Origin of the sequence: Pseudomonas sp. FW300-N2A2 (genome assembly GCF_017351735.1) — a bacterium.
Lineage (GTDB): Bacteria > Pseudomonadota > Gammaproteobacteria > Pseudomonadales > Pseudomonadaceae > Aquipseudomonas > Aquipseudomonas migulae.
The window spans coordinates 280,130-293,915 of the sequence record NZ_JACNDU010000002.1; the positions used below are offsets into that span (position 1 = coordinate 280,130).

7 protein-coding genes are annotated in these 13,786 nt (G+C 57.7%); 5 read left to right on the top strand and 2 right to left on the bottom strand.

What is annotated here, in order from left to right:
- Positions 1-31 precede the first annotated feature (31 nt).
- The gene (rsgA, locus tag J4E42_RS04820; RefSeq protein WP_008035286.1) at positions 32-1,063 is read right to left on the bottom strand and encodes a small ribosomal subunit biogenesis GTPase RsgA; all 1,032 of its coding nucleotides are present in this window, start codon (positions 1,061-1,063) and stop codon (positions 32-34) included.
- Positions 1,064-1,170: 107 nt separating this feature from the next.
- Between rsgA and orn the strand changes: the two genes are divergently transcribed.
- The 5 genes from orn to J4E42_RS04845 all read left to right on the top strand — a co-directional run bounded on the left by orn (position 1,171) and on the right by J4E42_RS04845 (position 12,629).
- Positions 1,171-1,713 (top strand): oligoribonuclease, encoded by a 543-nt coding sequence (gene orn, locus J4E42_RS04825; protein ID WP_008035288.1) that lies wholly within the window; start codon positions 1,171-1,173, stop codon positions 1,711-1,713.
- A 213-nt stretch (positions 1,714-1,926) separates the two neighbouring features.
- Positions 1,927-2,538: a trimeric intracellular cation channel family protein gene (locus J4E42_RS04830; RefSeq protein ID WP_008035291.1), complete on the top strand. Its 612-nt coding sequence runs from the start codon at positions 1,927-1,929 to the stop codon at positions 2,536-2,538.
- A 125-nt stretch (positions 2,539-2,663) separates the two neighbouring features.
- On the top strand, positions 2,664-6,623 hold the full coding sequence (locus J4E42_RS04835; protein WP_207284722.1) for a dermonecrotic toxin domain-containing protein: 3,960 nt from the start codon (positions 2,664-2,666) through the stop codon (positions 6,621-6,623).
- A 150-nt stretch (positions 6,624-6,773) separates the two neighbouring features.
- Positions 6,774-7,769, top strand: a complete 996-nt coding sequence (locus J4E42_RS04840; RefSeq protein WP_207284723.1) for a hypothetical protein — start codon at positions 6,774-6,776, stop codon at positions 7,767-7,769.
- 93 nt (positions 7,770-7,862) lie between these two features.
- The gene (locus J4E42_RS04845) at positions 7,863-12,629 is read left to right on the top strand and encodes an RHS repeat domain-containing protein (RefSeq protein WP_207284724.1); all 4,767 of its coding nucleotides are present in this window, start codon (positions 7,863-7,865) and stop codon (positions 12,627-12,629) included.
- Positions 12,630-12,666: 37 nt separating this feature from the next.
- On the opposite strand, the gene queG is transcribed toward J4E42_RS04845, so the two are convergent.
- Positions 12,667-13,737: a tRNA epoxyqueuosine(34) reductase QueG gene (gene queG / locus J4E42_RS04850; RefSeq protein ID WP_207284725.1), complete on the bottom strand. Its 1,071-nt coding sequence runs from the start codon at positions 13,735-13,737 to the stop codon at positions 12,667-12,669.
- Between the last annotated feature and the right edge of the window lie 49 nt (positions 13,738-13,786).

The window sequence follows — 13,786 nt, forward strand, 5'->3', positions numbered from 1 at the left end:
CGCGGCTTTTTTTGTTTCTGCGAGAAGCGGCCTAGTAGCTGCTCTCCGGCAAACTCGCGATGATCGAGCGATAGCTGTTCATTCGTTGCTGCTGCACGCGACCTTCTTCCAGCGCCTTGAGCAAGGCGCAACCCGGTTCGCGGTCGTGCTTGCAGTCGCGGAAGCGGCAGGTGCCGATCAGGTCGTTGAACTCGATGAAACCGGCTTCGACGTCGGAACGGCTGACGTGGCCCAGGCCGAATTCGCGGATACCCGGGGAGTCGATCAACTCACCACCACCGGGGAAGTGGAACAGCCGCGCGGTCGTGGTGGTGTGAGTGCCCTGGCCGGACAGCTCGGACAACGGGCCGACGCGGGTTTCGACTTCCGGCAGCAGGCTGTTGACCAGCGACGACTTGCCGACGCCGGACTGGCCGACGAATACGCTGATGCGTCCGTCCAGTTGTTCCTGAAGTTGCTCCATGCCATTGCCGTGGTGCGCCGACACTTCCAGTACCGGATAACCCAGCGTGCGGTAAACCGCGAGCAAGGCATTCAGCGCCGGGGCGTTCTGCTCGTCGATCAGGTCGAATTTGTTCAGCAGCAGCAACGGCCGGATGCCGGCGTGCTCCGCAGCGACCAGATAGCGGTCGATCAAATTGGCGTGAGGCTCGGGCAGCGGCGCGAAGACGATGACGATCATGTCGACGTTGGCGGCCACCGGCTTGAGCTGGCCACGACTGTCCGGGCGGCAGAGTTCGGTTTTGCGCGGCAGTTGCGCCACGATCACCCCGATGCCCTGGTTGCCGGCACGCCAGACCACCTGATCGCCGGTCACCAGCGCCGGCAGGTTGGCGCGCAAGTGGCAGCGGAACACCTGGCCGGCCAAATCGCCATCGAGTGCTTCGACTTCGACCTGCACACCGAAGTGTGCGATCACCAGGCCGGTCTGTTCCGGACCCAAGTCGCCACCCTCAAGTGCTTCGACAGCCGAGGACTCGCGTTTGGCGGCGCGGGCAGCGCGTTCGCCCTGAATCTTTTCGATGCGCCAGTTTTGACGACGATTGAGTTGGCGTTTGGCCATGGGTGTTCCGTATCAAGAATGCAGCGATTAGGTAAAACGGCCGCGAGTTTAGCACGCCCGGCCACCTCCCTAGGCTAAACTGCGCAGCATTGCCTAGGAGCCGACACATGCAAAACCCGCAGAATCTGATCTGGATCGACCTGGAAATGACCGGTCTGAACCCTGATACCGACGTCATCATCGAGATGGCCACCATCGTCACCGACAGTGATCTGAACACCTTGGCCGAAGGCCCGGTGATCGCGATTCACCACAGCGATGAAATCCTCGCCGGCATGGACGAGTGGAACACCCGTCAACACGGCGGCTCGGGCCTGACCCAGCGCGTGCGCGACAGCCGCATCAGCATGGCCGAAGCGGAAGCCGAGACCATCGCTTTCCTGGAGAAGTGGGTGCCGAAGGGCAAGTCGCCGATCTGTGGCAACAGCATTTGCCAGGATCGCCGCTTCCTTTATACGCACATGAAATCCCTGGAAAGCTTCTTCCACTACCGCAACCTCGACGTCTCGACTCTGAAAGAGTTGGCCGCACGCTGGGCGCCGGACGTGCGCGACAGCTTCAAAAAGGGTAGCACCCACCTGGCGCTGGACGACATCCGCGAATCCATCGCCGAGCTGCAGCACTACCGCAAGCATTTCATCAAATTCTAAATCTGGAATACGGACCTGTAGGAGCCAGCTTGCTGGCGATGGCGTCCTCAAGGGCCCCATCGCCAGCAAGCTGGCTCCTACAGGGGCTGCGTTGTACCTGCGGGAGCGGTGTTTGCCCGCGAAGAAGGTCGCGCGGTTTATCCATGTTAATGCCCCCTTTTGGTGCTGCACCTAAATGGCTAGACTGCGCGCCTTCCTGCAAGGACCGCCACCATGTTGCTGATGCTTTACCTGATCGCCATCACCGCCGAAGCCATGACCGGCGCACTGTCTGCCGGCCGTCGCGGCATGGACTGGTTTGGCGTGGTGCTGATCGCCTGCATCACGGCGTTGGGCGGCGGTTCGGTGCGCGACGTGCTGCTCGGTCACTACCCGCTGACCTGGGTCAAACACCCGGAATACCTGGTGCTGACCTCGGTTGCGGCCATGGTCACTGTTTTCACGGCTCGCTGGATGCGCCACCTGCGCTCACTGTTTCTGGTGCTCGACGCCGTGGGGCTGGTGGCGTTCACCCTGATCGGCTGCATGACCGCGCTGGAAATGGGCCACGGCATGCTGGTGGCCTCGGTCAGCGGTGTGATCACCGGGGTGTTCGGCGGCATCCTGCGCGACATCTTCTGCAACGACATCCCGCTGATCTTCCGCCGCGAACTCTACGCCAGCGTCTCCTTCGCGGCGGCGTGGTGCTACATGCTGTGCATTTATCTGCAACTGCCCGGTGAACAGGCCATTCTCATCACCCTGTTTGGTGGCTTCTTGCTTCGGTTGTTGGCGATTCGTTTTCACTGGGAAATGCCAAAGTTCGTTTATAACGACGAGCAATGAGCGGCAATGCTTACATTCGTCAAGAACGGCACGAATGACCTATAAAGTTGCGGTATATATGTAGCGTTTGTCAGGCGAGTAATTAAATAAGCTGTGGTTTTCCACTGTTTAAAAAGGTTACTTGCATGTCTGATTCAGACTCGACAAACGCGCAGCCCGACGCGCATCAAACGTTGATAATAAAGTCGATTCCCGACTGGTTGATTCGTGCGCCTGCCGAAAGACGCCTGGCATTGAAAAGCGCCGGGGTTGTTTTTCCGGACTGGTACCGCTCGGCATCCGCCGCCAGTCATGAGGCCTTGAAGCAGGCGACTCAACGTAGCTGGGTTTCGCAAACCCGGGTGGACCGCCTGTTTGAAGGCCTTGCCGACGTTCGCGCATTTGCCGAGCCGTTGCTGGTTGAGGCCCTGAAAAGTCAGTTCGAGATAGAACTGGATGTCAGGAAAACGTACCTGCGACTCTATGTCCCCAAAGACTTACCGGTCCGCTATGAAGTGACGACGATTTCACTTCTGGATGCTGCCTTGCATAACTTCGAAATGAAGGAGGTGGCAGCGCGTTACTTTGACAGCGCTTCATGTTTTATCACTGAGCCCGATGCGGCCGGACAGTTCGATATCCTTCAAATTAATAGTCGCTTGTCTGTCGCGGCATTTGCCTCGCTGTGCCGACAACTTGATATCGGAGGGCGCTATAACCAGCAACTTGAGGCGCTGTTATTACCTGCGGATGCTGCGGCCAGAGCGATGCTGGCACACAAGGTCGTTGCCAGTCAGCAGGATCGATTCAGGGTGGCAACACTCCTGGCGCGAATGAAAGGGGACATTGGGCACGCTGAACAGACGCTATTGCTGGGCCTGCTCACAGAGCAAAAAACACCATTGCCTGGCGCGAAAGCGCTGCGCTTGTATCAACTGAGCCTCCTGGGAACGGCGTTGACCGGCATCGTGCTGTTCTCGGCGGATCCAGAACATTCTCGCGAAGTTGAACCGGTGATTGCCTACATCCCCGATGACCCTGAGCACCCGCTGAAAACCTATGCCTCCACCCGCGAATTCGTGGACGAACTGACCCGACAATTGCGCTCTACCGATTACCAGCGTTTTTTTGCCCGATTTGTCGCTCACGACCAACGAGGTGCCTTTTTCGCAGCGTTGCTCAATTTGCTCAACGCCGCAGCCCCCGATGCGCGTCCCAACCTCAGGATGCAAACACAGCGCGTGGGTCCGCAATTGTGGACCTGGCTGTACCAATCCAGGTTGAACCAGATCCTCAATGACGCGCACGTCATGGCCGTGTCTACCGCAGACGAAGACCGCAAGTCGCGCTGGGAACAATGGGACCGCCTGGAAAAAGTCGCCACCGTTGTGCTGGAGGTCGCGACGCTGGCGGCGATCCCGTTCGTGCCGTTTCTGGGCGAACTGATGTTGGCCTATACCCTGTACCAACTGCTGGACGACACGTTTACCGGCATCCTTGATTGGGCCGAAGGGCAGTTGATCGAAGCGTCGGCGCATTTGCTGTCCATTGCTGAAACGGTCGCCCAGTTGGGCGCGTTTGCCTTGGGCGGCCTGGCCGTCGGCAAACTGCTGTCCGTCGCCCCCGGCGCTTTCGTCAGCCGTTTGAAAGTCGTTGATATGGGGGCAGGCCAGCAACGATTGTGGAATCCCGATCTGAGTACGTATGAGCGTGCGGTGCGCTTGCCGGCCGACTCCCGGGCCGATGCGCTCGGTTTGCATCGGCATCAGGGCGCGAGGGTGCTGCCTCTTGATGGGAAAACCTATGAAGTGGTGCCCGAGGCTGACGGGGATGCCTATCGCATTCGCCACCCGGACAGGCCGGATGCCTACAAACCACAACTTGCTCACAACGGCGCAGGAGCGTGGGCGCATGAGGTTGATCGCCCCATGGAGTGGCGGCGCGCGCAACTGTTTCGTCGCCTGGGGCATTCGGTGGCCGAGTTTTCGGATGTCACGGCTGGACGCATTCTGGCGGTGAGCGGCATCGACGAGGCAGTGCTGCGCGACATGCACGTTCATACCCGGCGCCCCCCGGCCTTGCTCGAAGACACCATCCGGCGATTCAAACTCGATCAGCAGATTCAGGCGTTCATCGCGCAGATGCAAAGCACCGATTCGCGGGTGTATTTGAAAGCCGATCCGCAGATGCAGGTGCAACTGCTGCAAGCTCAGGGCGCCAGCCTGCAGGACAGCCAGCTGCGAAGCGGCGATGTGGTTCGGAGCGTGGTTGAAACACTTGAGGATGCACAGCTGAAAAAACTGCTGGGTGAAAGCCCTGCGTTTGGCGATTCATTGCCGGGGATCGATGTGCGAGCCGCCCGGCTGCGACTCAGAATCGCGAGTTGGGCACAGGAAAGTCGTGGCAGTTTGTTCGAGGCAAGTGAACGCCACTTTGAGCTGAGCAGTGATGAAAACACCCGGCAGATACGCCGGATTTTTCCTGATCTGCCCAAAACCATCGCTGAAGAATTATGGCGCCATGCAGCGGCTGCCGATCGTCTGCACATGCAGCACAACCTCGGAATCACCCGGCGAATGGCGCATGAAGCGCTGTTCTATCTGCGGGAAGTGCGCCTGAGCAGGGCGTACGAAGGGCTTTATCTGGAGACGAGTGCAAATCCGGACTCCGACAGGTTGGCGCTGCATAGGCTCGAAAGCCTGAACGGCTGGTCGCCAGAGGTGCGAATCGAAGTGCGTGAGGGCAGCATTGACGGTGCGTTGGTGGACAGTATCGGTGGTTCCGAGGCCCCGATTCGCAAAGTCCTGGTCAGACAGAATGGCCAGTACCAGGCCTACGATGGCTTCGGCAAGGAGCTGCACGCATTCGACGATCTCTACGGCGCCGTCCAGCATGCCCTTCCCGACGTTCAACGCCAGATGTTGGGTTTGCCTCATGTCGGGCAGGGCGTGGGGCTTCGGCAGGCGGTCAGGCAACAATCACTGATGCCTCGCTCGCAAGCCCGGGCCCTGCTGGGACAGCCGCCTTTGGAGGCGGACGCTCGTTCGCCCATGGGGCTGGCCGTGGGGCGTACCGGCTATCTGTTGGGCGGTGGCGATTTCGTACCGGAGCCGGTGCGCTCCGTAGGGCAGCGGCTTCAAGCGCTGTACCCGACGCTCTCCGAGGAAGAAATGACGACGCTACGCAGCGAGCGATTGATCGGGGAGCAGGTGTTGGCCGTTGCGCGCCTGGAGAATGAGTACGTCACGTTGGTCAATGATTTGGAGATGTGGAGCAATGACGTGCCTCCCCGTCATCCGGCCACGGGATCGATGCTCACAGACAATGAACTCTCTATTCAGCGCCAGGGCAGAAAGCTGTTCGCGCAGGAGTTGCAGGCAAATTGGAGTCGCAGACTGACGACGGCCAACCGCTACACACCGACCACGCTTGATTACGACCTGGAGATACTCGGTGAGTTACCGGTGTTGTCGGCAGACTTCAGCCATGTTCGTGAGTTGTCTTTGAGCAGCAGCGCCGGGTTGGGCGGGCATTCCTTTCTCGCCAGCTTCCCGGGTGTGCGGTACCTGACATTGTCAGGCTTCGCGCTGGAGACTTTGCCCATGGAAATCTATCAGATGAGGGCACTGGAGACGCTGACCCTTGATGACTGTGCTATCGAGCTGAATGAGGCGGCGGTCGAAGGCCTCGCGCATATGGAGGATTTGACGCTTTTACACTTGGATCATAACCCTCTTGGGTTGCCCCCCGATGTTCGTTTCATGAGCCAGTTGGACAGTCTCTACTTGAAAAACACGGGTTTGATGGAGGTGCCTGTTGGATTGTTCGATCTTGAACAGTTGGCATTCGCCGATCTGAGATTCAATCAGATCACCACATTGCCGGATGAGCTGTTTGAAGTTTCAGATGCTCGAGAGGTTAATTACAACTTGTTGGGTAATCCGTTAAGTGAAGCCTGCAGGTCGCGCATTGAGAGTTATATTGAGAACTCAAGTCTTGATAAAAAGATAATGATTCAATTTGATGGTGCGCTGGGTGAAGAAATCGATTGGCAGGAAGCGCCTGATTCGGACGACAGCGGAGTTGGTGAAGGTGATTCGGACTGAGTCGGCTGTAATACTTTGTAAGTGATTGGTTGGGTGGAAAGTTTCATGTTTAAATTTGTGGTAATTACTGCATTGAGGCGCTGATTTTTTCTTGTTATTAATCGGTGATACGACCCGTTGAATCGATTAATAACCAGCAAGGAATGCGTCATGAGTAATGTTCAAGGCTTGACTGCTTCGGTAGAAAGTAACAAACCATCCATATCCGGATTATCAAGACTGGAGGTCCGCTTCGAAGCACCCGGTGTCGAATCGAAAAAAGTGTATGCCAATGGGCGGATGCAAGTTCGCGTCTGGGTGTTCGTCGAAGCGGTAGATGAAAATGGTGATGCAGTTGAAATCGACCTTTCCCCGCTTCAATTCTCCGCAAAGCTGATTCATTTCCACAATGGCCAGCCATTGGAAGGTGAGTCGTATCAAAATCTGCCACTGGCTGGTTGGAATGCCAGTCGTTACGAAAACGGGTACACCCATGACGTGCCCGGAGGCGTTCAATCCGGTAGCGCAGGGAGCAGCAGCGGAACGCCCGTAGGGTTCTGGGTTTCATCGGCAATCGACGGGCAAGCTCAAATCGCTGCTGAAGTGACAGTGCAGGGCAAGGTTTACCGAAGCAATAACACCCTGAATCCGGATGGCCGGAAGATTTCCAGAAGTGTTGTGATTCATGCGGAAAAAAGCCCTGATTATGGCGTAGAGCAATTTACGTGGCAGTCGCATGAACTCCGCGGATCGTTTGAGGGCGATCTATTGTTTCGATACAACTTGGGGCTGTATCCAGGCGGCAAGCAAGTAAAACTGCTGCGTTGGGAAAGTCGTCAGTACGAAGTCGGTGGTACCTACCCTGTTTTATTCTGTGATACAGGCTTGATTCTGGGGCGGGATGCGCCGAGGTCCTTCGTGGGTGTCATTGCTCCTTCTCGGGCAACAGAGTTGGATGTCTATGTTTCTGAGTGGCGAAAGGTTGAAGTAAACCAGCGTTCGGGGGAGTTGGCAGTTATAAAAGGTGTGCCTCCGCAGTATGTTTACACTAATCAAGTGAGAGTTGAATCTTTTCACTTTGTCGCTTTCGATGAGTTCGGTAATACGCACAATCTGTCGATTGAAATCGATATTCCTAATGATGAGTTTGTATTGAGAAGAGGCTGAGAATCAATTGGGTCAAAGCTTTGATCAAGACATGTGCGTAGCTGATGTGCTGCGTGATGATTCAATATTCATGAGTTTTAGGGGTATCTGATAATGACAGTCACTGAAGTGGCGAACGTCTATTCCAATGCGTTTAATTTTGATGAGTTTCTCTCCGGCGGGGTCGACCCCCGTACCGGTATTTACACCTGTTCGTTGATGTTGGGTGACATCAAGTCCGCAGACTTGAACGGTCCTTCTTTGCCAATCAGCTTGTCCTACAGCCCACTCAACAGTATCGACAGCGGTTTCGGCAGCGGTTGGTCGATGGCAATGACCCGTTACGACGCGGGCAATGAAATACTCGGTTTGTCCGGTGGCGGAAGTTTCAAGACGAAGCAGACAGCCACCCACCTGGTCTTCGATGAGTTGAAACTTGAGACGCTCAAGGTTGAACGGTCTGGGCCAGGGCGTTTTGACGTCATCCATAAAAATGGTGTGCGTGAAGAGCTGAAGATCTTTGAGGGCAGCGATGTAGCGGTGCCGATGAGGATCGTTGGCGCCAATGGCGCTGCCATCACGCTCGACTACACCGCCATCAACGGGCAACCGGCGCTGGTGGCTGTGAAGGACACACAACGTACGTTGCTGAGCATTTCCCGTACCAGGGGCAAGGTTACGCTGACGCAATACCCCGGCACCGAATGTGAAGCCAGCTTTGTGTTGTCGCTCGCTAACAACGCGGTGGCTTCCATTGATTTGCCCGTAGGCGGGTCCTGGTTTCTGACCTATGAGCCTTTCGGCAATCTCCAGTGCCTGACCCAGGTCGATTCGCCGCTAGGAGCGCGAGAGATAATCGAGTATCAGGAAGCGGGGCATCAATTCCCGCCCGGTTCGCCGATTCGCTCCATGCCTTATGTGATCTCCCACACCGTGTACCCACGGCAGAATCAGCCCGCGATCACAAAAAATTATGAGTTCTCGCAGAAGAATTTCCAGGGCTTCGATGACGAAGGCAGGCGTTGGTCCCCGGACGGTGACACGCTCTACAAGAGCTCGTTGGGCTATGAGTATTCTTCGACCGAAAAACTGATGGCGGGTACGAAGGTCCACAGCTCCACGGTGCGCACCTACAACAAATATCATCTGCTGGTTTCGCAGGTGACGACCTGTCAGCAGATGATCACCACCCGGTCCACGGTGTACCACATCGATTCGGGCAAGAGCTTTCTCGAGCAACCTGCGCAGTTTCGTTTGCCCAAAGTCCAGACGTTACGCTACGAAAACCGCACCGCCGGTACATCGCGCGAAGAGCTTATCCACACCGAATTCGATGCGGCAGGCAATTTGCTCAAACAGGTCGGACCAGATGGCGTCACGACCCTGTCCGAATTTTATCCCGCTGCCGGAGCGGAGGGATGCCCTGCCGACCCATTGGGATTTGTCCGGTTCGAGAAGCAGAGAACCATCATCCCGGCATCACAAGCATCGGATAAACCAAGCGCCGCCTCGACGGTGATGCGTTATCGCTATGCCTTGCACGCCTCGTTGCAAGGTTCGCCGGTGACCGCCGTGCTGCCTGTCGAGGAGAGCTTTTATGAGCTGAGCGCAGACGCTGAAATTCTGCGTTCGAAAACACAACGGGTTTACGTCAATCAGCCTGATGACCCGCTGCGCCATGGCTTGCTGCAAAAACAAACCGTCACGCAGAACGCCTTGGCGACGGTTACCGAGTTTTCCTATGTGCTCGACAACAACCGGCTTGAAATTCAGAGCACCCTCAAGGGTTTCGATGGCACCGTCAAAACCGCGGCTCAGACACTCTCATCGCTCAACGGCATGAAGCTGGGCGAACGCGGCGAAGACCAGGGAGCGGTTGCCTACACGTTCGACGCCATTGGCCGGCCCCTGAGCGAAACGTTTTCGCCGGGCACGGCCAACGCTGCCACCCGCCGCATGGTTTATCAGGCGGCCAGCAATAAAGCACCGGCGACGATGCTCACGACGGATGTGGCCGGTGTTCAGCAAAAAGTCGTGTACGACGGCCTCGGGCGCGTCGTCGCAGTCGAAGAGCAGGATTGCGATAACCCGGACGAAGCGGCCAGGACCCAGTTGCTCGTTATCTATACAGCGCGCCACGATGCGCTGGGCCAGTTAGTGGAGCAAACGCATTCTGACTGGTGGGATGGGGTTGCGAGGCCGGTCAAGACCGGGTTTGTCTACGATGGCTGGGGACAGGTCAAGACCACGCTTCACGCTGACGGGCGCAAGGAGCATTGCACAATCGACCCTGTGGCCCGCACTGAAATCCGCTGGCTTGAGGGTATGGGCAAGTCTGTCACCGGCCTCAATGTTTTCGGCAAGCCTGATCGTATCGAGTCGTTCAATATTGCGGGTGAAACCCAAGGCGCAATCGTTCATGGCTATGACGGCATCGGCCGAGCCATCAGCCAGACCGATCCTGTCGGCAACACCACTACCTATGAGTACGATGTGTTCAATCGGTTGCGGCGCAGCGTATTGCCTGACGGGAGCTCCGTGGAGACCGACTACACGCTGCACAGTCAGGAGTCGCTTGCCACTGAAGTGAAAGTGGCGGGCCAAAGCCTTGGCCGGCAGACATTCGATGGCTTGGGCCGCTTGAGCGAAAGTACCGTGGGTGGACGCACGGTCACTGCGGGCTACGCGGCAGGATTCACGCAACCGATCTGGCAGAAAAGCGCCAGCGGTGAAAAGGTCGAGTTTGTTTATGCGCGCGATTTCGGCGGGCGCGTGACGCAACGCAAGGCGACCGGACTGGACGCCGGATTCACTTACAGCCCACTGCACGGGCAATTAGCCAGTTGTGTCGAGCAGGAGCGGGAAACGCGCTTCGAATATCACCCTTCCGGACGCCTGAAAAGTGAAACCACTGCGCACGCGGGCGTGGACCGGACGGCGTCGTACACGTACACGTTCAATGGCCGGCCTCTGACCTGCGTCGATGTGCTCGGTCAGGCACACAAGACGGAGTACGACGAATGGGGACGGGCAAAGTCGTTTGAGCAGAATTCGCTCAAGGCCGACTTTATCTACAACGCCGTGGGCCTGCTGGAGCGAGTCGACTCGCAGGATACGCAGGCCAAGCGTTCCATGACGACCCGCCTGATCTACGACGATCAGGGGCGAGAAATTTCGCGCAGCTTTGAGGTCAAGGGCGCTGCTACTCAGACCCTGAAATCGAGTTACGACGTCGCTGGCAAGCTGACGCAGAAGGTACTGGGCATCGGTGAAGACGTACTGCGCGACGAACGCTTCGACTACGACGCCCGAGGTCGACTGGGCAGCTACACCTGTAGCGGAACGCTGCGGCCACGCGATCCCTTTGGCAAAGACATTATCAAGCAGACCTACGTTTACGATGCGCTGGATAACATCGTCAGTCTGCAAAACGATTTTCCCGGTGGCAGCAACACCACGACCTTCACCTACAGCGCTGTCGATCCCACGCAACTGATCGAGGTTCAGCACTCTCACGCGGATTATCCGCCGCCGGTTACGCTGCAATATGACGCCAACGGCCAGATGATCCAGGACGATCAGGCTCGTACGCTGAGCTACGACGCACTGGGGCGATTGACGCAAATCGCTGCGGCATCCGGGGCGGTGATGCGCGCCTATCACTACGATGCGCGCGATCGTCTGGTGGAGCTGTCACAACCCGGCGCGCCGGACGCCCAGCGCTTCTATCATGACGGGCGGGTGATCAACGAGATCAGCGGTGCTGACCGTCGTACCTGTGGGCGCCAGTCCGGTTTATTGCTGGGGGAACAGCAGCAGGGCGCGGTCACCGGATTGACGCTGTTTGGCACAGACCTGCAGCAAAGCGTTTTGATCGCCGAGTCCGGCACACAGCGCGACGAAGTTGCCTACAGCCCCTACGGATATCGTCCTGCCGAAGGCGGGATATTCAGTCAGGCAGGATTCAGCGGTGAGCAGCTTGATCCGTTGACCGGGCTCTATTTGCTGGGCAATGGTTACCGGGCCTACAGCCCGACGTTGATGCGTTTCCTGAGTCCGGACAGCTTGAGCCCGTTTGGCGCGGGTGGATTGAACCCATACGCTTACTGCCTGGGCGATCCGATCAATCGGGTTGATCCGACCGGGCATGTTTCCTGGCAATCTGCCTTGGGCGTTGGCCTTTCGTTGTTCAGTATCGCGACAAGCATCCTGACCTTTGGCGCAACCACGCCGCTGGCGGTCGCGAGCCTGACGTTGGCGCTGGCTTCCGGGATCGCCGGCATTGCGAGTGAGATTGCCCATGAAGTGATGCCGCAATCGGAGCTGGGTGACGTCCTTGGCTATGTGAGCCTGGGGTTGGGGCTGGCGTCTTTTGCGGCTGGCGCCGGGGCGGCCGCTCAGGGCGCGGGCAAGGTCGCGGGAGCGTTCCGGTCAGGTTTGAGCGGCGATGCACGAGGGGCGGCCAAGGCGATGGCCGGAGGGATGGGCGCAAGAGGCGCAAGGGCCGGGTCAACCACGCAGTCTGCAGAGACAACATCTGCAAAATGGACTTACGTGATTTACAACTCGAAGCCCAAAATTCCTGGTTTTAAGTCGCTGGATGCTGCGGGACAAAAAAAGTTTTACCAGTTCACGGGCGCTATTGATAAGGGGATGACGCCCAGTCAGGCAGCTGAGCATATAGGCGGCAAAAGCCACTACAACGAAATGGTGCCGTTCAAATCCCCCAACCCCAAGCAGCTTCTCGAGCCGGGATTCTTCAATGAAACGGGGTATACCGAGATCAGACTGAGCCAGGGTAAACGTCTGTTCTTTTACGCAAACAGAGACACTCGAACGGTTACATTGCATTCTATTGGCCATACGAAAAAAGGAGGTTGACGCCAACGGGCGCTCGCTTGGGGAGTAGGTGGCGAGATCAGGAATCGCGCAAAGCATGCTGACGCAACGCCCACTCCACATGCTCCCTAACCAACTCCGACGGGTATTCCCGTCGCGCCTTCAATGCTTCCAGCACCGGAATCGTTGAAGGCGCATTCCCCAGGCCCACCGCCAGATTTCGCAACCAGCGCTCATAACCCGCCCGACGCAGCGGCGAGCCTTCGGTGCTGCTCAGAAACCGGTCTTCATCCCACATGAACAGCTCAGCCAGTTCAGCGTTGTCCAGGTTGTGCCGTGGCTTGAAGTCGCTTTCGCCGGACGGACGGGCAAAACGGTTCCACGGGCAGACGATCTGGCAGTCATCGCAGCCGAACACCCGATTGCCGATCAATGGCCGCAGATCCTCGGGGATCGCGCTTTTCAGTTCGATGGTCAGGTAGGAAATGCAGCGCCGGGCGTCTAGGACATAAGGGCCAACAAAGGCGTTGGTCGGGCAGATGTCGAGGCACGCGGTGCAGCGGCCGCAATGTTCGGTGGCGTGCGGAGGATCTTCCGGCAACGGCAGATCGACAAAGAGTTCACTGAGAAAAAAGTAACTGCCGGCCTTGCGATTCAAGACCAGCGTGTTTTTGCCGATCCATCCAAGGCCGGCCTTTTCGGCGATGGCTTTTTCCAGCACCGGTGCGCTGTCGACAAATGCGCGGTAGCCGAACGGGCCGATGACCGCCTGAATCTTTTCTGCCAGTTGTTGCACGCGTTTACGGATCAACTTGTGGTAATCGCGGCCCAAGGCATAACGCGACACGTAGGCTTTTTCCGGTAGTGCCAGCAATTGCGCCATTTGGGTGTCGCCCGGCAGGTAATCCATGCGCAGGGACACCACCCGAAGCGTGCCGGGCACCAGCTCTTCCGGGTGTGAGCGTTTGCTGCCATGGGCGCCCATGTAGTCCATTTCGCCGTGGTAGCCGGCTTCGAGCCAGCGCGCCAGGTGCTGCTCATGCTCGGCCAGATCCAGGCCGCTGATGCCGACTTGCTGAAAGCCCAGCTCGCGGCCCCAGTCCTTGATGGATTGGGCGAGGGCGGGCAGGTCTGTGGTAATAGCGGGCATGAGGCGAGAGAAACCGGAGCTGAGGTGCGTATAATTCTGCCAGACATCG

Excerpts from the sequence above, each read along its gene's own strand:
- rsgA (WP_008035286.1), bottom strand. The coding sequence starts at position 1,063 with ATGGCCAAACGCCAACTCAATCGTCGTCAAAACTGGCGCATCGAAAAG.
- orn (WP_008035288.1), top strand. The coding sequence starts at position 1,171 with ATGCAAAACCCGCAGAATCTGATCTGGATCGACCTGGAAATGACCGGT.
- J4E42_RS04830 (WP_008035291.1), top strand. The coding sequence starts at position 1,927 with ATGTTGCTGATGCTTTACCTGATCGCCATCACCGCCGAAGCCATGACC.
- J4E42_RS04835 (WP_207284722.1), top strand. The coding sequence starts at position 2,664 with ATGTCTGATTCAGACTCGACAAACGCGCAGCCCGACGCGCATCAAACG.
- J4E42_RS04840 (WP_207284723.1), top strand. The coding sequence starts at position 6,774 with ATGAGTAATGTTCAAGGCTTGACTGCTTCGGTAGAAAGTAACAAACCA.
- J4E42_RS04845 (WP_207284724.1), top strand. The coding sequence starts at position 7,863 with ATGACAGTCACTGAAGTGGCGAACGTCTATTCCAATGCGTTTAATTTT.
- queG (WP_207284725.1), bottom strand. The coding sequence starts at position 13,737 with ATGCCCGCTATTACCACAGACCTGCCCGCCCTCGCCCAATCCATCAAG.